This is a genomic window from Rhizobium sp. No.120, assembly GCF_054558365.1.
The window spans coordinates 693293-714354 of record NZ_BAAJNQ010000001.1 but is presented as its reverse complement, the minus strand read 5'-3'; the positions used below and the strand labels follow the sequence as shown (position 1 = coordinate 714354).

General features: G+C 59.6%; 23 protein-coding genes. 8 read left to right on the top strand and 15 right to left on the bottom strand.

Features of this window, described 5'->3' with window-relative positions; genetic code table 11:
- Window positions 1-95 precede the first annotated feature (95 nt).
- From ACYJRZ_RS03540 to ACYJRZ_RS03530, 3 genes are read left to right on the top strand one after another with little or no spacing between them, the layout of a single operon-like run.
- Window positions 96-476: a COG4315 family predicted lipoprotein gene (locus tag ACYJRZ_RS03540; protein ID WP_459456129.1), complete on the top strand. Its 381-nt coding sequence runs from the start codon at window positions 96-98 to the stop codon at window positions 474-476.
- Complete coding sequence (locus ACYJRZ_RS03535) at window positions 460-1014, top strand: RNA polymerase sigma factor (protein ID WP_459456127.1); 555 nt, start codon at window positions 460-462, stop codon at window positions 1012-1014. The genes ACYJRZ_RS03540 and ACYJRZ_RS03535 overlap by 17 nt, the downstream gene beginning before the upstream one ends.
- Window positions 1011-1814: an anti-sigma factor family protein gene (locus tag ACYJRZ_RS03530; protein WP_459456126.1), complete on the top strand. Its 804-nt coding sequence runs from the start codon at window positions 1011-1013 to the stop codon at window positions 1812-1814. Before ACYJRZ_RS03535 ends, ACYJRZ_RS03530 begins: the two co-directional genes overlap by 4 nt.
- Before the next feature lie 51 nt (window positions 1815-1865).
- On the opposite strand, the gene ACYJRZ_RS03525 is transcribed toward ACYJRZ_RS03530, so the two are convergent.
- The 5 genes from ACYJRZ_RS03525 to ACYJRZ_RS03505 form a co-directional block, all read right to left on the bottom strand.
- Entirely contained in the window at window positions 1866-2264 is a 399-nt protein-coding gene (locus ACYJRZ_RS03525) for a hypothetical protein (protein WP_459456124.1), read from the bottom strand.
- 175 nt (window positions 2265-2439) lie between these two features.
- Window positions 2440-2811 (bottom strand): nitrile hydratase accessory protein, encoded by a 372-nt coding sequence (locus ACYJRZ_RS03520; protein ID WP_459456122.1) that lies wholly within the window; start codon window positions 2809-2811, stop codon window positions 2440-2442.
- Complete coding sequence (nthB, locus tag ACYJRZ_RS03515) at window positions 2798-3457, bottom strand: nitrile hydratase subunit beta (protein WP_459456120.1); 660 nt, start codon at window positions 3455-3457, stop codon at window positions 2798-2800. Before nthB ends, ACYJRZ_RS03520 begins: the two co-directional genes overlap by 14 nt.
- The gene (gene nthA / locus ACYJRZ_RS03510) at window positions 3454-4101 is read right to left on the bottom strand and encodes a nitrile hydratase subunit alpha (RefSeq protein ID WP_459456118.1); all 648 of its coding nucleotides are present in this window, start codon (window positions 4099-4101) and stop codon (window positions 3454-3456) included. The genes nthB and nthA overlap by 4 nt, the downstream gene beginning before the upstream one ends.
- A 23-nt stretch (window positions 4102-4124) precedes the next feature.
- Complete coding sequence (locus ACYJRZ_RS03505; RefSeq protein ID WP_459456116.1) at window positions 4125-4718, bottom strand: LysE family translocator; 594 nt, start codon at window positions 4716-4718, stop codon at window positions 4125-4127.
- Window positions 4719-4924: 206 nt separating this feature from the next.
- On the opposite strand from ACYJRZ_RS03505, the gene ACYJRZ_RS03500 reads away from it, so the two are divergent.
- Window positions 4925-5770: an aldo/keto reductase gene (locus tag ACYJRZ_RS03500; RefSeq protein ID WP_459456114.1), complete on the top strand. Its 846-nt coding sequence runs from the start codon at window positions 4925-4927 to the stop codon at window positions 5768-5770.
- A 2-nt stretch (window positions 5771-5772) separates the two neighbouring features.
- Here ACYJRZ_RS03500 and ACYJRZ_RS03495 read toward each other — a convergent pair whose 3' ends face one another.
- The 3 genes from ACYJRZ_RS03495 to ACYJRZ_RS03485 form a co-directional block, all read right to left on the bottom strand.
- The gene (locus ACYJRZ_RS03495; RefSeq protein ID WP_459456112.1) at window positions 5773-6804 is read right to left on the bottom strand and encodes a capsular polysaccharide export protein, LipB/KpsS family; all 1032 of its coding nucleotides are present in this window, start codon (window positions 6802-6804) and stop codon (window positions 5773-5775) included.
- A gap of 143 nt (window positions 6805-6947) precedes the next feature.
- Complete coding sequence (gene ilvN / locus ACYJRZ_RS03490) at window positions 6948-7520, bottom strand: acetolactate synthase small subunit (protein ID WP_459456110.1); 573 nt, start codon at window positions 7518-7520, stop codon at window positions 6948-6950.
- Window positions 7521-7605: 85 nt separating this feature from the next.
- Window positions 7606-9399: an acetolactate synthase 3 large subunit gene (locus ACYJRZ_RS03485; RefSeq protein ID WP_459456108.1), complete on the bottom strand. Its 1794-nt coding sequence runs from the start codon at window positions 9397-9399 to the stop codon at window positions 7606-7608.
- Between the two features lie 328 nt (window positions 9400-9727).
- Between ACYJRZ_RS03485 and ACYJRZ_RS03480 the strand changes: the two genes are divergently transcribed.
- Window positions 9728-11758, top strand: a complete 2031-nt coding sequence (locus tag ACYJRZ_RS03480; protein ID WP_459456106.1) for an ATP-binding protein — start codon at window positions 9728-9730, stop codon at window positions 11756-11758.
- 9 nt (window positions 11759-11767) lie between these two features.
- Here the strand turns inward: ACYJRZ_RS03480 and miaA are convergent, their stop codons facing one another.
- Window positions 11768-12649, bottom strand: coding sequence for a tRNA (adenosine(37)-N6)-dimethylallyltransferase MiaA (gene miaA, locus ACYJRZ_RS03475; protein ID WP_459456104.1), 882 nt, complete (start codon window positions 12647-12649; stop codon window positions 11768-11770).
- 13 nt (window positions 12650-12662) lie between these two features.
- Here miaA and serB point away from each other — a divergent pair, with 13 nt between their 5' ends.
- The 3 genes from serB to ACYJRZ_RS03460 are packed head-to-tail and all read left to right on the top strand — an operon-like array spanning window position 12663 to window position 14716.
- Window positions 12663-13553, top strand: coding sequence for a phosphoserine phosphatase SerB (serB, locus tag ACYJRZ_RS03470; RefSeq protein WP_459456102.1), 891 nt, complete (start codon window positions 12663-12665; stop codon window positions 13551-13553).
- 33 nt (window positions 13554-13586) lie between these two features.
- A complete protein-coding gene (locus ACYJRZ_RS03465; protein ID WP_459456100.1) occupies window positions 13587-14150 on the top strand; it encodes a GNAT family N-acetyltransferase in 564 nt (187 codons plus the stop codon).
- On the top strand, window positions 14147-14716 hold the full coding sequence (locus ACYJRZ_RS03460) for a GNAT family N-acetyltransferase (protein WP_459456098.1): 570 nt from the start codon (window positions 14147-14149) through the stop codon (window positions 14714-14716). Before ACYJRZ_RS03465 ends, ACYJRZ_RS03460 begins: the two co-directional genes overlap by 4 nt.
- 3 nt (window positions 14717-14719) lie before the next feature.
- Here the strand turns inward: ACYJRZ_RS03460 and ACYJRZ_RS03455 are convergent, their stop codons facing one another.
- The 6 genes from ACYJRZ_RS03455 to ACYJRZ_RS03430 all read right to left on the bottom strand — a co-directional run bounded on the left by ACYJRZ_RS03455 (window position 14720) and on the right by ACYJRZ_RS03430 (window position 20996).
- Window positions 14720-16432: a DegQ family serine endoprotease gene (locus tag ACYJRZ_RS03455; RefSeq protein WP_459456096.1), complete on the bottom strand. Its 1713-nt coding sequence runs from the start codon at window positions 16430-16432 to the stop codon at window positions 14720-14722.
- 193 nt (window positions 16433-16625) lie between these two features.
- Window positions 16626-17564, bottom strand: a complete 939-nt coding sequence (hflC, locus tag ACYJRZ_RS03450) for a protease modulator HflC (protein ID WP_459456094.1) — start codon at window positions 17562-17564, stop codon at window positions 16626-16628.
- Complete coding sequence (gene hflK, locus ACYJRZ_RS03445) at window positions 17564-18688, bottom strand: FtsH protease activity modulator HflK (protein ID WP_459456092.1); 1125 nt, start codon at window positions 18686-18688, stop codon at window positions 17564-17566. The genes hflC and hflK overlap by 1 nt, the downstream gene beginning before the upstream one ends.
- Before the next feature lie 178 nt (window positions 18689-18866).
- A complete protein-coding gene (locus tag ACYJRZ_RS03440) occupies window positions 18867-19385 on the bottom strand; it encodes a dihydrofolate reductase (protein ID WP_459456090.1) in 519 nt (172 codons plus the stop codon).
- A 105-nt stretch (window positions 19386-19490) separates the two neighbouring features.
- On the bottom strand, window positions 19491-20327 hold the full coding sequence (locus ACYJRZ_RS03435; protein ID WP_459456088.1) for an NAD(P)-dependent oxidoreductase: 837 nt from the start codon (window positions 20325-20327) through the stop codon (window positions 19491-19493).
- A gap of 102 nt (window positions 20328-20429) precedes the next feature.
- Entirely contained in the window at window positions 20430-20996 is a 567-nt protein-coding gene (locus tag ACYJRZ_RS03430; protein WP_459456085.1) for a helix-turn-helix domain-containing protein, read from the bottom strand.
- Window positions 20997-21062 lie beyond the last annotated feature (66 nt).

Genomic DNA, 21062 nt, shown 5'->3' with positions numbered 1-21062 from the left:
ATAGGGAATAAAATCGGAAGTGCCGGTGTCTCATGTCCGGCAACGCAAAACGCGACGCCTGAGCAATTATTATTCACCACCCGAGGAGAAACACCATGAAGACCATGAGATTCCTGGCCGCGCTCGCTGCAGCATCGGTCTTTGCCACAGTCGCTTTCGCCGCAGCGCCGGTCAAGACGGTCGAAAGCGCCAAGGGCAAGGTCCTTGCCGGCGAAAACGGCAAGACGCTCTATACCTTCAAGAACGACAAGGCTGGCGAATCCAATTGCAACGGCGACTGCGCAAAACTCTGGCCGCCCTTCATGGCCGATGGCAAAGCCAAGGCGGAGGGTGCATATTCGATCATTACCCGCAAGGATGGGATGAAACAGTGGGCAAAGGACGGCATGCCGCTCTATTTCTTCGCTAAGGACGCAAAATCCGGTGATGTCGCCGGCGACGGCTTCAAGGGCGTCTGGAATGCCGCACGGCCCTGACCGGACCGAAAATGGCGCGGCGGGAGCCTCCCCCGCGCCGGATAGTTTCGAGGCGGAGGTGCTGGCGCTCCTCCCCTCGCTGCGGCGCTATTCACGCAGCCTCACCCGCTCGGATGCCGATGGCGAAGACCTGCTTCAGGATTGTGTCGAAAAGGTTCTGATCCGGCGCAGCCAATGGCGCGGACTAAACCTGCGCGGCTGGGTCCTCACCATCATGACCAATCTCTATCGCAACGGGCGACGCCGAGAGAGCAACTGCAGCTTTGTCGATATCGATGACAACAACCACTTACCCGCAACAGAAACCGACAACGACCCACTGCAGCGATCTCGCCTGGAAATGGCCCTGAACAGCCTCGGTGAAGACTATCGTGCGGTGCTGATGCTCGTCGTCGTCGAAGGCTACAGCTATCAGGATGTCGCCGATATGCTCGATATCCCGATCGGCACCGTCATGTCGCGCCTGTCTCGCGCGCGCCGGAAGATGACCAGCCTGCTGAATGCAGACAATGTTGTCACGCTTCGGAGACCAAAATGAACGAACACAAACCGACCGTCACCGAAGCAGAACTTCACGCCTTTGCCGATGGTCTTCTGCCGCCGGAAAAACAGGCGGAACTGGAGGCATGGTTGGCCGAAAATCCCGAAGACGCTGCTGCTGTTGCCGCATGGCAGGCGCAGAACGATGACATCCGGGCGCTGTTCTCTCCTTATGCGAAAGCAAGGGACGGAGATGCGGACCTCTTCGCGAAAATTGGAAGGACATCCATCGGGCACGCAGCAACGCCACGCCAGAGCCGTCGCCCGATGATGCTCGCTGCCTCATTCGCATTGTTCTTCGCCGGCGCGGCGGCTGGCCACTTCGGTGCCGATCTTTTCGCCCGGCCCGAATTGCAGCTGACCTCGATCGAGGCATTGCCGCAACAGGCCCACTCGGCCTTCGTGGTCTATGCCAGCGATGTCCGCCACCCGGTCGAAGTCGGCGCGGATCAGGAAGCGCATCTCGCCACCTGGCTCGGCAAGCGCATGAATATTGCAGGCCTCAGGGTACCGAGCCTGCAGAAACTAGGCTTCCAGCTGGTCGGTGGCCGGCTTTTGCCGATCAACGGCACGCCCGGAGCCCTGTTCATGTATGAAAATGCCAGCGGCAAGCGCCTGACGGTGCTGGTGGGGCACAATAGCGGCAACACCACGACAAGCTTCCGTTTCGCCAGCGACAACACCGTCGAAACCTTCTACTGGATCGACGGCGATCTCGGCTATGCGGTGACAGGCGAAATCTCTCGCGACATGCTGCGGCAGATAGCGGATGAGTGCTACAAGCAGTTCTCGTCGTAGCCTGCCTCAAGGTGAAGCGTTTCGTCGCCCCAGGCTGTTGACGAAACGGTCTCAGACGGAATCTGTTGGCACAAGGCTAATCTTTATGTGTTTGGCGATGACGAAACCGCTCACTCCGTAGCTGGCATCCCATTCTATGCGGAAGTTCTCATCCATCCTCGCAATTTCCAAATCGAAGATGGTACCCGGTACCATTTCGAAATCGGCACAACTGATGGCGCTCACCTCCTCGAGGACAAGCGTAACGATCGCGTGTTTATCCAGGAGGAAGTAACCTTTGGCGTCCACCTGGTCTGTCATGTTCCATGCGTGGATACGCATCAGCCCTGCTCCGCTGCCCGGAAAGCTGATCTCAAGCAATTTGGCATCGTGGAAGCGGGGTAGCCGCCCGAACCATTCAAGCAGAGTTTTGCCGCCGGGAATATCGCTTAGCACAGAAGTAGAGGACATTACGGTTCACGAATGGATAAGCGGTTAGGTAATGCTTGTTTAGAAGGTCAACACAAGCTCTTCAGGAAACTGCGATGTGCAATTCAACAACCGGATAGCAACATAGCAAAACAGGGCCGTATTATGCCAGTGACGCAAATAACAAATCATTCGTCGGCCAATTTGTGACTGATTCTCAGCACTGAGGATCGTTTTCAAGCGCGATCGGCTTGCCATGCGGCGTTGCCTCCGCGGCTCGTTGCCAGCTTTGCTGCAAAGCCACAATCGCGTCGGCATTGGCAATGCCCTTCGCAACCAACAGCCCTGACAGAGCAGCCACCCAGCAATCAAAATAATCGCTACCGTCAGGCGCGCGACCGGGCTTATGCAATTCTGCCGACAACTGCTCAGCCCATTCGCTCCAGGCAAACAGGCCCTTCTCGTGCAGGTGAACGGTCATTGCAAAAGCGTCCGCCGCCCAAGGCTCGGGAAAGACCGGCTCGCCATCGGCAGATTTCGGCAACTGCGGCGATTGCGCCAGAGGCGATGCGATCTCACACGCGCTCAAGATAGCTCTCCCAGGCGTCGATCGAGATGGTCAACGAGGGATCGGCACCCTCGCCCCAGATCTCGGCACCATCGAAGACGACCGTGTAGACCCATTGCGGATTTTCTCCGCGACCATGGGCATTGTCGTCGGGGAAGACGAAGGAGCCCTGCACCGCCTCAATGACACCCGTCTTGGCGCGGGCGTAGCGCGGCAGTCGGGTGTGGCCAGTCGGATTGAAGTTCTTGGTGCGAACATGATCGCCGACGGCAAAGAGCGGTGTAGAATCGACCGGCCGGTCGCAAGGGCCGCCCTTGGCCAGCACACCGTCGACCATATCGGCCTTCAAAATTCGCTTCGGCGCCCTGCCCTGTTCGAGCGAATGGCCGCTGCGCAACTCCTCCGCCGTCGCAAAACCATGCCGCTGCAGCAACATGTCTATGCCCCGCGTCCAGACCTCGTAATAGCTGGCGGCAAGATAATCGGCGGGCGGAATATTCTCGCGTGCGTGTCGGCTTTCATCGATGCTCCAGGCACCGAAGGCGCCACAAGAGAGCGTGATGCCGAGCGCCCGCTTTTCCCATTCGGCATGGAAAATGGGCTCGTTCTGTTCCGGCGCGACCGGGCCGAAGCCCATCTGCCCGCCAAGATCGTGCGGCCCGTTCATAACGCTGCCTCCGGCATTCTGACGACCGCCGTGCCGATCATCGCGTCGCGGCTAACGAGATCCGCCAGCGCCGTCTCGTCCATGCCTTCGGAACCGGCCGGCCGCTGAGGGATCACCAGATAACGAAGTTCCGCCGTCGAATCCCAGACGCGGATCTTCGTCTCCTGCGGCAATGTCAGGCCGAATTCGGCAAGCACGCCGCGCGGATCGATCACCGCACGCGAGCGATAGGCCGGCGCCTTATACCAAACCGGCGGCAGCCCGAGCACGGCCCAAGGATAGCAGGAGCACAGCGTACAGACGATCAGATTATGCGTTTCGGGGGTATTGAACACAGCGCGCATATGCTCGCCTTGGCGACCTGTAAAACCGAGGCTTGCGATCGCCGCCGTCGCGTCGCGCCGCAGCCAATCGGCAAAGTCGGGATCGCTCCAAGCTTTCGCAACGACCTGCGCACCATTGCGAGGCCCAACCTTCGTCTCATAGGTCTCGACGATGCGGTCGATCGCCGCCGGATCGATCAACCCCTTTTCCGTCAACAGCGTCTCCAGCGCCTTCACCCGCGCCTGCATGTCCGAATAGTGATTGTCGTGATGATGATGATCGTGATGGTCGTCGTCATCATGCGGGTGGTCGTGGGACATGGCCGTCTCCTGTCTCTTTGCGCCTACTTTAACATCGGCCAGAGACTGAGCACCAGCAGAACGGCCATGGTTATGTTGAACCATTTCAGCCGGACGGGATCGGAGAGCCAATCGCGCAGGACGGAGCCGAAGCCGGCCCAGGTCGATACGCTAGGGACGTTCACAGCGGCAAACGCGAACCCGACGAGAAGGACAGTGAAGAGATAGAGCTCCTCATTTGTGTAAGTGGCCATGGCGGTGACGGCCATCACCCACGCCTTGGGGTTGACCCATTGGAACGCAGCAGCGCTGATGAAACTCATCGGCTTTGCATCGCTTTCCGCCTCGCTCAGGCTGCGCGAGGTGCCGATCTTCCAGGCAATCCAGACGAGGTAAGCTCCGCCGGCGAATTTAAGCGCGGTATAGAGCACCGGCACCGTGTGCAGAAGCGCACCCAATCCCAATCCCACTGCAATCAGCAGCACAAAAAAGCCGACACCGATGCCGAGCATGTGTGGAATGGTGCGCCGGAAACCGAAGTTCACACCGGAGGTAAACAACATCATGTTGTTCGGTCCGGGCGTGATCGAGGTCGTGAATGCAAAAAGTAAAAGAGCCAGAAATGTATCCAGCGCCATGATGCCTCCTGGGACACCGTATCGTGACAAGGCGGCATCCAAAATTCTTCTTCACGCGCGCAAAAATGCGACGGCGCATGACAATGCGACATTAGTTCGCCGGCCATACGAAAGCCATAGGATGATTGTCACCGTGACATGACGGATGCCAATTGAAATCCGGTCGAATGCCCCTATCCTTCGGTTTTCTGCAGCGAGGACAGACCATGCGCGAGCCCATCCCCACCGCCACCCTCCCTTCCGGCATCGCGGTCCCGGCCCTCGGCCAGGGAACCTGGAACATGGGCGAGAATGCAGCAAGCGCCAGGGATGAGATCGCCAGCCTGAAAACCGGCCTCGATCTCGGCATGACGCTGATCGATACTGCTGAAATGTATGCCGACGGCGGTTCAGAGGAGATTGTCGGCAAGGCGATTGAAGGCCGCCGCGACGAGGTTTTCCTCGTCAGCAAGGTCTATCCCGCCAATGCGAGCCGCAAGGGCACGGTTGCAGCCTGCGAACGCAGCCTGAAGCGCCTGAATACCGACCGCATCGATCTCTATCTGCTGCATTGGCGCGGTAACTATCCGCTGGAAGAAACGGTGGAAGCCTTCGAAGGCCTCAAAGCGGCGGGCAAGATCGAGGCTTGGGGCGTGTCGAATTTCGATGTCGCGGATATGGACGAGCTGCTTTCCGTGCCGAACGGCGGCAATGTCGCCGCCAACCAGGTGCTCTACAATCTCTCCCGGCGTGGCATCGAATACGACCTCTTGCCCTGGTGCCAGGAGCGCAGCATTCCGATCATGGCTTATTCGCCGATCGAGCAAGGCCGCCTGCTCCATCACCCCGAGCTGATCCGCATCGCCAAGACCTATCAGGCGACGCCGGCGCAGGTCGCACTTGCCTTTCTGCTGGAGCGCGAGGGCGTGATATCGATCCCGAAATCCTCCAATGCGCAGCGTGTCGAAGAGAACCGTGGCTCTGTCGATATCGATATCACCGACGAGGGTTGGGCCGTCCTCGACGCCGCCTTCCCGCCGCCGTCGCGAAAGAAGTCATTGGACATGCTGTAGGTTCAGGCAGCCGCCTTCTGCTGCGCGACGATCAACTCGATCGCCTTGAAGACGTCGATCTCGCGCCAGTCGGCCGGATCGCGATAGGTCGGATAAAGCGAAAAGGCGGCGACGGCGATCTGATCGACGGTCCTTCGCTTGGTCCGACGCCCGGCAAGCGCGGCCTTGGTGTAAACGCCGAAATGATCCTCGGTCACGCCCCAGCCGGCATAAAAAGGTGCTGCATAGCAGCGAACCGGAATTCCGCGTAGAAGCGCATCGAAGCCGAATTGGCTGGAAACCGTCCAGACTTCATCGACGACTTCGAGGATGGAGGCTACCGACACCGCGTCGTCGACCAGGATTGCGCCGCCTTTGGAAGCGCCCTTCGTAAGATATCCCTTACGAAGCCCGGCCATGACATCTGGATGGGTGCGAATGAGGCATTGCGCGTCGCTCGCCAGCCCATCGGCAAGCATCTTCTCGAAGGAGGCTTTTGAGCCGAGCGCCCGACCGACAGAAACGTCACCAACGACCTGATCGACCAGCAGAATGCGCCGCCTGGTCGTCTGCTCGATGTGAGGCGATCGATGAGGGAGATGATTATATTTCGAGAGCTTGTTGAGAACGATCTGCTCGCGAATTGCGCGGCCGAGCTCTCCCGCCTCCCCGGCACCTTCTATTAGCCGCTCAAGCCGTGAGGGCTTGCTCGCATCGACGGGTAGACCGAGATCGTCGATAACGATGGACAGCGGAATGGCGCCGGACTTGCCGAGCCCCATCGACCGCAGGAATCCGTCCTCGATATGCCAATGAGGCAACCGCCGAAACCGCGCAATCCTGGCGGCCATCTTGGCCGGCACACGGCCACCCCAGGACAGGACACCGCCTATTCCAGGAGAAAGGATCGAAGTCAGTTTCTGTGAGCCGAAATAATGTCCTAGCCAGGGAAAATCACCGCGGACGAAAGGCGCGGCACCAAGCCGCGTGCCAGCTGGCGGGTGCCACGGCCTTTCGCCGATCTCAGGCAAAGTCTCGCCGGCAAGGACTGCCACAATGTTCCCCCGCTAGAAATGATATCGCCGACCCAAGTCGGCCGTCGCAAAAGATAGAGCGGTTTGGAGCTTCACGAAAGCACCAAACCGCTCTGATTTCTCACGCGATTCCGATCGGCAAGCCGATCAACACTGCAGGCTTCTCACATTCCCTGCGAGCCGCGGTTCATCGCGGCGATGCCGGTGCGGCAGACTTCGATGAGGCCGAGCGGCTTGATGATGGCGATGAATTGATCGATCTTCGAGGACTTGCCGGTGATCTCGAGAATGAAGTGCTCGACGGTCGCATCCACCACCTTGGCGTGGAAAGCGTCGGCCAACCGCAGCGTTTCGGCGCGGGCCTCGCCGCTTCCGATCACCTTCAGCAGCGCCACTTCGCGCTCGATCGGCCGCTCCTGGCCGAGTTCGCGGGCGCGCACCGTCAAATCGACGACGCGATGAACGGGAACGATGCGCTCGAGCTGCGCCTTGATCTGTTCCAACACCTGCGGCGTGCCGCGGGTCACAATGGTGATGCGCGACAGATGCGCCTGATGCTCCGTCTCGGAAACCGTGAGGCTCTCGATGTTGTAGCCACGGCCGGAGAAGAGGCCGATGACGCGGGCGAGAACGCCGGGCTCGTTGTCGACGAGTACCGAAAGCGTATGGCTCTCGGCCGCCGCAGTCTCGGGCGAAATGAAGTAGGCGGAGCCCGTGGGTTGAAGGTGTGCGTTCATGATCCTTGTTCCGTTTCCTCGGTTTTGTTCGATATGCCAGCGTGATCGGCCGGAGCGCGGCTTCCGCCGCGCCCTTGGCTATCGATCAAACCAGCTGACGGCCCTTGGCGTCGATGGCGTTGGCAACGGCCTCGTCGGTTGCTTCGTCCGGCAGCAGCATTTCATTGTGCGCCTTGCCCGAGGGGATCATCGGGAAGCAGTTGGCGAGATTGGCAACGCGGCAATCGAAGATGACCGGCTTCTTGACGTCGATCATTTCCTGAATGGCAGCATCGAGCTCGCCTGGCTTTTCGCAACGCAGTCCGACGGCGCCATAGGCTTCCGCGAGCTTGACGAAATCAGGCATCGCTTCCGTGTAGGAATTGGAGAGACGATTGCCGTGCAGCAGCTGCTGCCATTGGCGAACCATGCCCATGTACTGGTTGTTCAGGATGAAGATCTTGATCGGTGCATTATGCTGGATCGCGGCCGACATTTCTTGAATGCACATCTGGATCGACGCATCGCCGGCAATGTCGATGACCAGACTTTCCGGATGGGCGATCTGAACGCCGAGTGCCGCCGGCAGGCCGTAGCCCATGGTGCCAAGGCCGCCCGAGGTCATCCAGCGGTTCGGCTGTTCGAAACCGTAGAACTGCGCCGCCCACATCTGGTGCTGGCCGACTTCGGTGGTGATGTAGGTATCGCGATGCTTGGTCAGCTCATAGAGACGCTGGATCGCATATTGCGGCATGATGACATCGTCGCTCGGCTTGTAGGCGAAGGAATTGCGCGCGCGCCAGCGGGCGATGTCGCCCCACCAGTCGCCGAGGCGCTCGGCTGCCGGCTTCTGCGGCAAGGCGCGCCACAGGCGAACCATGTCTTCCAGAACGTTGCCGACATCACCGAGAATGCCGATATCGACGTGAACGTTCTTGTTGATCGATGACGGATCGATATCGATATGGATCTTCTTCGAATTCGGCGAGAAGGCATTCAGGCGACCGGTAATGCGGTCGTCGAAGCGCGCACCGATGCAGACCATGACGTCGCAATCATGCATCGCCATATTGGCTTCGTAGGAACCATGCATGCCGAGCATGCCGAGCCAGCTCTTGCCCGATGCCGGATAGGCACCGAGGCCCATCAGCGTCGATGTGATCGGGAAATTTGTCAGCTCGACCAATTCGCGCAGCAGCTTGGAGGCTTCCGGACCAGAATTGACGACGCCGCCGCCGGAATAGATGACCGGACGACGGGCATTCTTCATCAGCTCGATTGCCTGGCTGATCTTGTTGAGGTCGCCCTGGATCTTCGGCTGATAGCTCTTCTGGACATGATGGGCTTCCGGCGGCGTATAGGTGCCGGTGGCAAACTGGATGTCCTTCGGGATATCGACGACAACAGGACCAGGACGGCCGGATTGCGCGATGCGGAAGGCTTCATGAATGACTGCAGCCAGCTGGTTGACGTCCTTGACCAGCCAGTTGTGTTTGGTGCAAGGGCGCGTGATGCCGACCGTATCGCATTCCTGGAATGCATCGGAGCCAATCAGGGTTGTAGGAACCTGACCACTGAGGCAAACGAGCGGGATCGAGTCCATCAAGGCATCCTGCAGCGGCGTAACCGCATTGGTCGCACCAGGACCCGAGGTGACCAGCATGACGCCGACTTTGCCGGTGGAGCGGGCATAGCCTTCGGCCGCGTGGCCGGCGCCCTGCTCGTGGCGGACGAGAATGTGCTTGATGTCGTCCTGCTGGAATATCTCGTCGTAGATCGGAAGCACAGCGCCGCCCGGATAACCGAAGATGTGTTCGACGCCGTTGTCCTTGAGCGCCTGCAACACGATCTCCGCGCCTGTCATTCGATTGCCGCTCGCCTGATTATCTGTGCCGGTCATACGTTTGTTCCGCTGTCTGCTGGAGGTTTGGAAAGATGAAATCTCGATTTCGGGCATAAAAAAAGGCCCCTTGGGGAGCCTGTCATCTAGCGCATGGGTGGCTATCGCCGGATGGTTACACCATCCTGCCCATGCGCCTTCCCACCACGATAAGAACGATCGAGTTTTTCATGGGCCGAAGTGATAGACAGAAAATTTCGAAGCGTCAACGCGTGAAGCAATAAAAAATCGCGGCCGCATCATAACCCTATAAAAAGAGCGGATGGCAGACAGGGTTTTGTTAAGCCCAGATCTCTATGCTCCGGCATCTATTAGTTGGGGTAACTGTTTGCTGAATAACGACCTGCAGACATCAGGCAGCGCGGGAGATCTTGATCGCCGCGACAAGCTGAAACCGGGAAATCGCTTCCTCGGTCGCGTTGTCGCGTGCAACGGTTCCAGAGCGACGATCGCCGCTGTTGCCGAGGCCGGCGGTACGGACCTGACCGAACTCTGGTCCGTCGGCCGGTTGATTTCCATCAGCGTCGGGAAGAACCGCGTTGCAGCCCTCGTCTATTCGATGAACACCCAAAGCGTCGGCTGGGGTGAAGGGCAGGACAATCTCTTCCGCATCGAGGTAGAATTGCTCGGCGAAGTCCGCGTCGGACCGGATGGCCGCGAGGAGTTTTCAAGCGGCATATCGGCCTATCCCTATCTCGGGGCAATCGCGCACCGCATCCGTGCAGCCGACCTGATGCGCATTTTCGATGCCGGCAAGGGCAATAGCTGCGTCATCGGCAAGCTGACGCAGGACGAAAGTATCGACGCTGCCATTCATATTCCGTCGATGCTGTCGAAGCATTTCGCGGTCGTCGGCTCCACGGGCGTCGGTAAATCCACCGCCGTGTCGCTGCTGCTGCACAAGGCGATCACAGCCGATCCGAAACTGCGCGTGCTGATCCTCGATCCGCACAACGAATTCGCCGCCGCCTTTCCGAGGCACTCCGTCGTCATCGACACAGATACGCTGGATTTGCCCTTCTGGCTGATGCGGCTCGACGAGTTTAGCGAAGTCGTTTTCCGCGGCCGTCCCGCAGTGCCGGAAGAACTCGACGCCCTGCGCGATCTCATTCCCGAAGCGAGGCGCGCCTTCCGAGGCAGCGATTCCACGCTGATGCGCCGCCAGACGGAAAAGTCTTCGGTAACGGCGGATACGCCGGTCCCCTATCGCATGGCCGATCTTCTGGCGCTGATAGACGAGCGCATTGGCCGCTTGGAAGGCCGTCAGGAAAAGCCGCATCTACGCTCGCTGAAGATGCGCATCATCTCAGCGATCAACGATCCCCGCTATCACTTCATGTTCTCCAACAATACGATCACCGATACGATCATGGAGACCATTGCCAAGATCTTCCGCATTCCAGGCGACGGCAAGCCGATCTGCACTTTCCAGCTCGCCGGCATTCCCTCGGAAGTCATCAATTCGGTCGCTTCTGTGCTTTGCCGCATGGCATTCGAACTGGCGCTCTGGAGCGACGGCGCGATCCATATGCTGGTCGTCTGCGAGGAAGCACACCGTTACATTCCAGCCGATCCGAATCTCGGCTTCTTCCCGACGCGGCAAGCCATCGCCCGCATCGCCAAGGAGGGCCGCAAATACGGTGTATCGCTCGGCATCATCACCCAGCGGCCGGGCGAACTCGATCAGACGATCCTGTCGCAATGCTCGACGCTGTTTGCCATGCGCCTTGCCAACGATCACGACCAGGAAATCATCCGCTCAGCCATCCCGAACTCTTCAATCTCGACGATCAGTTTCCTGTCCTCGATAGGCAATGGCGAAGCCATTGCTTTCGGCGAGGCCATCGCGGTTCCGATGCGCATGCGCTTCTCGCGCGTTGACGAACAGCTGCTTCCGAAAGCCAGCGGCAATGCGGCGAAAGTCAGCGAGGAGTCACCTGACACAGTAGATCTGCGGACCATCATCAGCCGCATGCGCTCGATCTCGGGGCCTGATCTCGGCGCACCACAGCAAAGCTATGCCGCACCAACGCAAAACGCTGCCGATTTCAGAAACGAATTCGACGATATGCCCATCGAGCAACCTGCAAGACGTTCGGCAGACACGAATACTTCATCGAACGAGCCCTATCGCCCGGACATGCTGCCCCGCACCGCCACCGTGCAGCCAACCGCTTCAACACAAACATCGATCGATAGCAGGCTGGCCGAGTTGCGCCGCGAAATTCGCAGCGACGATACGGGCGCGCGCCCGACGCCCGCAAGAGAGCAACCACCGTCGCTCAGGCGGGAATCCGGCCCTTCGTTGCGGGATAGTATCCTGAAGAAGCCTTTGAGCAGTCTCTACGACAAGGACTGACATCTGGAACTAAGGGCTCAAGCGCTCCCAGCTTTCGTCCATCTGGTTGCGGAACCAGGTCATCTGCCGCTTGGCATATTGCCGGGTCGCCGCCGATCCGGTTTCGATGACCTCGGCACGCGTCATCTCATCGTTCAGCATCGCGGCGACCTGCGCAACACCGATCGCTTTCATGACCGGCATTTCCGGCGGAAGATCCAGTGCCAACAGAGCCCTCACCTCGTCTTCCGCTCCCATCGCCAGCATTTTCTCGAAACGGCTGTTGATGCGTTCGTGCAGGATAGCGCGCTCTGGCAGAACCACGATTTTTCGCGCCCGGTCGGGATCGATGACCATTGGTCCGGTCTTCCCCTGAAAAGCAGCGATGGACCGGCCGGTCGCTTCAATCACCTCCAGGGCGCGAACGATGCGCTGCCCGTCCTGCGGATTCAGCGTTTCCGCAACGGCGGCGTCGCGCTGCGCAAGCTCACCATGCAGCGCTTCCGCTCCTTCCGCCAGCAACCGCCCGCGGAGGCGATTGCGGATACCAGGCGGAATCTCGGGCATATCGGAAAGCCCGCCCGTCAAGGCCTTGAAATAAAGACCCGTCCCCCCGACAAAGACAGGCATTCTGCCCTCGCCGCGCAAGCGTTCGACCAAGGCGCCTGCCTCGCGCAGCCAGACGCCAGTCGAATAGGCTTGGCCGGCTGGAACATGGCCGTAAAGATGGTGCGGAATGCCTTCCATATCTGCTTCATCCGGCCGCGCAGTCAGCACGCGCAGGGTGTCATAGACCTGCATGCTGTCGGCATTGATGACGACGCCACCATGCGAACGCGCCAACTCTACCGCTAGTGCGGACTTGCCGCTGGCGGTCGGCCCGGTTATCAGGATCGCGTCGATATTGCTCATAGGGTTTCTGCTCATGGCCTTCGTTGCCACGCTTATTGCCAATCCGTCAAACCCCGTTCTCGTTCCGGCCATCGCCGAACAGGCGGCTGATGCCGTTAAAGCGTCCGGGCTCTATTGGCTTGCCGACGGTATTGCCTGCGATATCGCGCTGCGTGACGACACCGATATCGAGGCAGCCGAGGCCAATATCCTGGCAGTGATCGGCAACGCGCCGATCGACCTCGTCATCCAGGAAGCCGAAACCCGCCGCAAGAAATTGCTGATTGCCGACATGGATTCCACGATGATCGGCCAGGAATGCATCGACGAGCTCGCTGCCGAAGTCGGCCTCAAGGAGAAGGTTGCCGATATCACCGCCCGCGCCATGAATGGGGAGATCGCTTTCGAACCGGCCCTGCGCGAGCGCGTCGCTCTCCTGAAGGGATTGCCGCTCTCAGTTGTCGACGGTGTCGTCGCCAAGCGCATTACCCTGACGCCGGGCGGCCCTGAGCTCATCGCCACCATGAAGACGAAGGGCTATTACACCGCCCTCGTTTCCGGCGGCTTCACCGTCTTCACCAGCCGGGTCGGAGCGACCCTCGGTTTCGATGAGAACCGGGCGAATGTCCTGCTGGAAGAAAACGGCATTCTGACCGGCCTGGTTGAGGAGCCCATCCTCGGCAAGCAGGCCAAGGTGGATGCGCTGAATGAAATCGCCGAGAGGCTCGGCATTTCCACCGATGAAGCGCTGGCCGTCGGCGACGGCGCGAACGACCTCGGTATGCTGCAGCTTGCCGGCTCCGGCGTCGCGCTCCATGCCAAGCCAACCGTTTCGGCACAGGCCAGGATGCGCATTGACCACGGTGACCTGACCGCTCTGCTCTATATCCAGGGCTATCGTAAGACGGACTTCGTCAAACCATAGAGCAGCGCGAATCGCTGAACTCGGGGGCCGCCCATGATCATTACGGAAACCGAACGCCTCATCATCCGCAATTGGCGCGAAGAGGATCGCGACCTGGCCTACGAGATCAATTCCGACGAGACCATCATGGAGTTCTTTCCCTTTCGCCGCAATCGCGCGGAAGCGGACGCCTTCTTCGATCGTGTCCAGTCCATGATCGCGGAAACCGGGCTCGGCCTTTACGTGCTCGAGCTGAAGGAAAGCCGTGAAGCGATCGGCTATTGCGGGCTGATGCGCACGGATCATCTGGAACCATTTGTCCCGGCCGGAACGATCGAGATCGGCTGGCGGCTGGTGGCGCGCCACTGGGGCAAGGGGCTGGTCACAGAAGCGGCGCGGGCATTGCTAGCCTATAGCTTCAAAACGCTTGGCCTCAATCAAATCGTTTCCTTCGCCGTGCACAACAATGTCAGATCGACCGCCGTAATGGAGCGGATCGGCATGCATCGCATCGAGGGCGGCGACTTCGATCACCCTAACGTTCCCGACACGCATCCTCATTTGCAGCGCCATGTCCTCTACCGGCTGACCGCAGCCGAGTGGCGCGCCAGACAATGACGAGACTCGAAACATCTCGATTGATCCTGCGGCCATGCCTGGAAGAGGATCGCGAGCTGTTTTATGAGCTGAGCTCTGATCCGGCCATTCTTGAATTCTTTCCCTTCAGCCGTAGCCGTGACGATGCCGATACCATCTTCACTATCATCCGAAACATCACGCCCGAACCGGGCTTCGAATTTCTGGCTCTGGCCGTGAAGCATAGCGGCAAGGCAATCGGTTTCGTGGGCCTGTCCAGGCTGCAGCTCGCTCCTCATTTGCCCGGAAATTCCGTGGAAATCGGCTGGCGAATATCGGCGCAGCACTGGGGCAAGGGCTATGCGACTGAAGCCGGCATTGCTCTTATGCGCCACGCTTTCACCGTCCTGGCCCTCGAAGAAATCCTGTCCATTGCCGTCCATGACAACAGGCGCGTCCTGGCGGTCATGCGCAAGATTGGCATGCGTCCTGATCCGGCCCGGGATTTCGACCATCCGCAAATTCCGGAGACACATCCGCACCTGAAACGTCACGTCGTCTATCGCCTCAGCGCCGCCGAGTGGCGGGCGCAGCAGGCGGTGAGCTGAATTCTACTCAAGCGCGACGGCGATAAAGCGCAAGTCACCGTTCGGAGACGCAATCATCATCTGCGCATTGCGGCGGCCCTCTCGCTTCAGCGAGGCCACCTTTTCCGAGGCTGCAGCCGGGGTCTGGACGAATTCCTGCGCGACCTCAACGACGACATCGCCGGGCTTCAGCCCCTTTTCCGCTGCCGGAGAGCCGGGTGCCACTTCAGTGATCACAACGCCATCGACACTGTCGGCAATGCCGAAGCTTTTGCGGTTTTCGGCGGTCAACGTCGAGAGCTTCATTCCAAGGATATTCGAGGTCGCCTGAACTGGCGGCTGAGCCTGCGGCGATTGCTGCGGATCGCCGCCCTGATCCTGCCCATCCATGCCGTCGTCGTCACCCTCATCTCCCTGGTCGGGATTGATGACACCGTCGCCATTGCCCTTATCATCGGGTGCGAGCTGCGGCTTCTTGCTCTTGTCGGCGCTTGCCGCTGCCGCCTGATCGCTGTCCTCCAGCCGGCCAAGCGTCACCTTGACGGTTTGCTGCTTGCCATCGCGATAGATGACGACATCGACTTCCTTACCGACAGTGCTTTCAGCAACGATGCGCGGCAAGTCGCGCATCTCCTCCACATCCTTACCGTCAAATTTGAGGATGACATCGCCCGCCTTGATCGAGCCGTTATCGACAGGGCCTCCCTTGATAACGCCGGCCACGAGCGCGCCCTTGGCCTCGGATAGGCCGAGGCTGTTGGCAACATCGTCCGTGACCGGCTGGATGCGCACACCGAGCCAGCCGCGGCGCGTCTCGCCGAAGTCACGGAGCTGATTGACGACGCCCTCAGCCAGTTCCGACGGGACGGCAAAACCGATACCGATCGAGCCGCCGCTCGGCGAGATGATGGCGGTGTTGATGCCGATCACCTCGCCCTTCATGTTGAAGAGCGGACCGCCGGAATTGCCCTTGTTGATCGCCGCATCCGTCTGGATGAAGTTGTCGTAGGGGCCTGCGTTGATGTTGCGGCCACGCGCCGAGACGATGCCGATGGTCACCGACCCGCCGAGGCCGAAGGGATTGCCGATTGCCATCACCCAGTCGCCGATCCGCATCTTGGAGGAATCGCCGAATTTGACCGCCGTGAGCGGGTGCTTCGGCTCAACCTTGAGCACCGAAAGATCGGTCTTCGTATCCGTTCCGATCAGCTTGGCCTTCAGCTTCGTGCCGTTCGGAAAGATCGCCTCGATATCGTCGGCCCCTTCAATGACGTGATTGTTGGTGACGATGTAGCCTGAGGGATCGATGACGAAGCCGGAGCCAAGCGAGCTCACCTTGCGATTGCTGTCGTCATCTTTCTTGTTGTTGAAGAAATCGTTGAATTCATCCTGGTAGGGCGAGTTGTCCGGCACCTTCGGGGTCGCTGGTCCATTCCCCTCATCCTTGACCTTCTGGGATGTGGAAATATTGACGACCGCGTCGAGCAAACCGGAAGCGAGATCCGCGACCGATGCCGGCCCGGCATTCAGCGCCGGGTTTGTCGTGATCGTGGGAGATGCCGCCGGCGGCGTCTGATTGTTGGTCGCGGCCGGCGGCTGGGCACCTGCGGCTGCACCGCTGTTCTGCGTCTGCGCATAAGCCTGTTCTGTGACGCCCGCGACGGGGCCGGCAATCAGTGCAATGCTTGCGAGCAAGGCAAACGAACGGCTGAAAGGCAGGCGATTGGTCGAAGCCATCAGGCATCCTCATCAAGATAGGGGAAAACTTGTATAAGCATCAACATAAGGCGGAATGATGAAGCGTGAAATCACCTTTTTGAGAAATCCCCGGACCTCCGTCCCACCACTGTGGAGATGGTAAAGGTGATGCAATCCGCCATAAAGAAAAGGGCCGCCGGAAGGCAGCCCTTTCATTGCTAGCACCAACGCCTTAGTTCGCTGGTGGCGTCGGATTGGCGAGTGCCGGCGCCCCGGAATTGGGTGCGGAACCCTGAGGACTGTCAAAATACTTGAAGAAGTCCGACTGGTTCGGCGGCAGAACAAGCGTCTTGCCACCCGAGGCAAGCGCCTTATTATAGGCAGCCATCGAGCGATAGAACTCGTAGAAGTTCGGATCGCGCTTCGAGGCATCCGCGAAGATGCCGTTGCGTTCAGCTTCGCCTTCACCACGCAGCACTTCCGAATCCTTCTGCGCATCGGCGACGATCTCGACGACCTGACGGTCAGCGACCGCCCGGCGGCGCTGGCCCTCTTCGTTACCGCGCGCGCGGATCAGCTCGGCTTCCGCCAGACGCTCGGCCTTCATGCGGTCGTAAGTGTTCTGCGACACTTCCTGAGACAGGTCTGTGCGACGAATGCGGACGTCCTCAATGTTGAGGCCGAGTGTTTCCGCATCGCGATGCAGATCGTTGCGTACTTCCGTCATCATCGCGGCACGTTCGTTGGAAAGCGCCGCCTCGAAGCCGCGTAGACCATAGACGCGACGCAGAGCAGCGTCGAGGCGCGTCCTGAGACGCGATTCAGCCGAATCGCGATCGCCGGAGACGGTCTCGCGGAACTTGCGCGCGTCCATGATCTTGTAGACCACGAAGGCATCGACTTCGTAGAACTTGCCGCCGGAAACCTGGACGCGGATATTGTCCAGATCGAAGCGGAGTTCCTGCTGCTGGACATACTGGACGCGATCGGCATCCATGAAGGCAAACGGCAGCTTGAAGTAGATGCCCGGCTCCGTCTTCACGGCGCGAATCTGGCCGAAGCGCAGGACGATCGCCTGTTCACGCGCATTGACCACGAACACCGACGAATAGATAAGCAGCAGCACTACCGCAAGCGCGATAAGAATGGCTGGCAAACGGCTGGATGTCATTATTTGGCCTCCGGCTGAGTTGCAGCAGCGGGCTTGCCCGCCTGGGTCGTGGACTGCTTGCCGATTTCATTCAGCGGCAGATAAGGCACGACGCCCTGCTTGTCGTCGATGATGATGCTGTTGGAATTGCCGATGACAGACTCCATGGTTTCCAGGAACAGACGCTTGCGCGTAACTTCGGGCGCCTTGACGTATTCGTCGTAGATCGAGATGAAGCGCTGTGCCTCACCCTGAGCTTCCTTCACGATACGATCCTTATAGGCAGCCGCTTCTTCGCGGATCTGAGCCGCGCGGCCGCGGGCCTGACCGAGCTTCTGGTTGGCGTATTGATTGGCCTCTTCCACCTGCTGGTCTTCGTTCTGCTCCGCACGCTGCACTTCCTCGAATGCGTCGGCAACTTCGCGCGGCGGCGACACATCCTCGATCGGAACGGCATTGATGGAGATACCGGAGCCGTAGCGATCCATCGTATCCTGGATGATGCTTCTGACTTCGGTCGCGATTTCCTGACGCTTGTCGCGATAAATATCCTGAGCCGGGCGACGACCGACGACCTCACGCATAGCGCTCTCCGCAACCTGTTGCAAAGTCTCGTCGGGGGTTTCGAGATTGAACAGATAAGATTGCGGGTTGGTCACGGTATAGAGGATCGAGAACTGGACGTTGACGATGTTCTGATCGCCCGTCAGCATCAGACCAGCATTCGAACCGGCCGAGGAGCGGCCGCCGATATTGCGCTGCTGTTCAGTGACCTTCACGAATTCGATGCGGTCCATCGGCCAGACATGAAAATGCAGGCCAGGCATCGAGATTTCCTCGCGCGGCTTGCCGAAGCGCAGTTCAACGCCACGTTCGTCCGGCTGCACGGTATAGATGCACTGGATCAGCCAGAAAACGGCAATCACTGCAATGATGATGAGAACGACGCCTGCATTGAAGCCACCGGGCACGAAGCCCTTCAAGCGGTCCTGGCCGCGGCGAATGATATCCTCAAGGTCCGGAGGCCCCCCGTTGCCGCTGCCTCGCGGCCGGTTCGGTCCTTGCCCCCAAGGTCCTTGATTATTTCCGCCGCCACCGCCGCCCCATGGGCCACCGCCGCCGCCATTCTGATTGCTCCAAGGCATCAAAACCTCTTTGTTTGTTGACTCCCGATATCGCGCCGAAAATTGCGGAGCTCATGGCTCGAACTCCGCAGGCGGCAGCGATTGTTTCCCGTTATAGGTATCGAAGCACCTGCTTTCAACGCGACTTCAGGAAGTTCGTCGGATTCATTGGAAAATATTTGCTTTTCGGGAGCAGCATTCATGCCTTTCGTCTGAAATAGCGAACGAAACGCGTTGGATAAGTATCCTTTTCTCCAGCTGGAACGGCAAGCTCGCTATCTACCTGCCAGATGCCCGGATCGATCTTTGGAAAGGGTGTGTCGCCCTCTACATCGGCCTCGACATGGGTGACCAGCAGCCGGTCTGCCATACCGATCGCTTGCCGATAGATTTCGCCACCGCCGAGAATGCAGATTTCGTCGACATTGCTCTCGGTCGCCAGACGGGATGCAGCCTCAATCGCTTCGTCGAGCGAATGCGCCACCATTATTCCCTCGGCTGTAAAATCGGCGTCACGGCTGATGACAACATTGGGCCGGCCCGGCAGCGGCTTGCCGATCGACTGGAACGTCTTGCGCCCCATAATGACAGGCTTGCCGAGCGTCATCGCCTTGAACCGTTTGAGATCGGACGACAATCGCCAGGGCATATCGCCTTCGCGCCCGATGATGCCGTTGCGCGATACAGCAACGACGATGGTCTTGATCGGCTGGGTCATGCGTCTCCCTCGCTCTGCCTCGCCGACGCCAGTGCGAGTCGGCGAGGCAACTTTACATCATGCTAGCCGCAACGGCAGATGGAAGTCGCCTGTCGCAATCTCGCATCAGCCACCGCTATTCAATTTATCGAGCTGACCGGCCAAAGGGCCTCCCTTTTCCCGATCTCTGGCCATCTTCCGATAGAGCCCGGCCATGCCTTTGAAGATCAGGGCGGCTGGATCATCCTCGCCGAGGAACTCGGAAATCTCCTCCATCTCCGCAACCCAGCGATAGGCTTTCGGATACATGTCCGGAATGCCGTAGACGAATTTCGCATCGAGATCCGGCAGGCTTTCCTGAAGTTCGCGCTTCAAGGCAGCATCTGCACCCGAACGGATCGCCGCAAGCAGCATGGCCGTGCCGAGGCCCGTCACGCCCTTGTTGATGCCGGCGTAGCACATCTTCAGTGCCGAGGCCGCGCCGATCGCCCCATCGATGCGGCGGACCTGAAGCCCATGGTCCATAAGCACGCCGCTGTCGTTCGCTGTATCGCCGCTTACATAAAGTTTGGGTCCCTTCTGGCCGGGCTTCGGGGGACCGCCGATGATGGAGCCGTCGAGAACTACGCCGCAGTCGCCGCCGAAGATCGCCGCAACCTCCGCCATCGTCTTCGGCGAGATCGCATTGCAGTCAAGGAATGTTGGCTTACGGCCGCTTCGCCGCATTTCGCCGGCAATCTGCTCGGCGACGGCAATCGCCTCCGCAGGCGGAACGATGGAAAGAATGAGAGGCGACGCCGCGATAGCGTCCAATCCGGCGGGCTCCATGCCGGCTGCCTTCGCCCGCTCGATAGTTGAAGCCGAACGCCCTTCGAGATAGGTGAGCACCCTCGCCCCGTTTTCGACCAAACGCTGGCCAATGGCACTTCCCATGGCACCGGCCCCGATGACTGCGATCTCCACGGCCAATCTCCTTCTCCGATCGAGGAAGATAGCAGCATATCGCCTATCGTCCGGCCGGACGAGCGCAATGCCTTGCGGTAACGCTAAGTTTAGCGCCGGCCGTCAAGCGTTGCGAAGCACGAGGACGGCATAGATGCAAGGCTCTCGGCTTTCATTCTTGAAAACGCAATCCGTCGGCGGACCAAGCTCTAGGCAATCGCCCGTCGACATTGAGTGCCTGGCATCCCCCTCGATAAAGGTCAGCCGCCCTTCTAGCACCCAGATGAGCTGCCGCATGAAGGCATAAGCCGATGCGGGCATCGGAACCTCCGCGCCCGCAGGCAGTTCGATGCGGACCAGATCGAGCGGCAGGTCCGACTTCGGAGAAACGTGCCGGCGCTCATAGCCCGTCTGCGGATCGACCCAGACGGGCTGCTCTTCCTTTCGGAGAAACCGGCCCTGCTGCATCTCGGCACGCGCCATCAGGGTCGACATGCTCAGGCTGAAAGCACCGGAAAGCTTGCCGAGCAGCGTCGCCGTCGGGCTGCTTTCGCCGCGTTCGATCTTATGGATCATGGCACGGGACACGGTGGAGCGGTCCGCCAGCTCGGTCAAAGACCAGCCGCGGCTTTCCCGTTCGATACGAATGCGTGCGCCTATGCGCCTATCGATATCATCAAGTTGAGGCATGCGTTTACTATAGTAGACTTCTGCTGAGATGACAATCGATGCCCTGCACCTTCGAAAGATCGACTC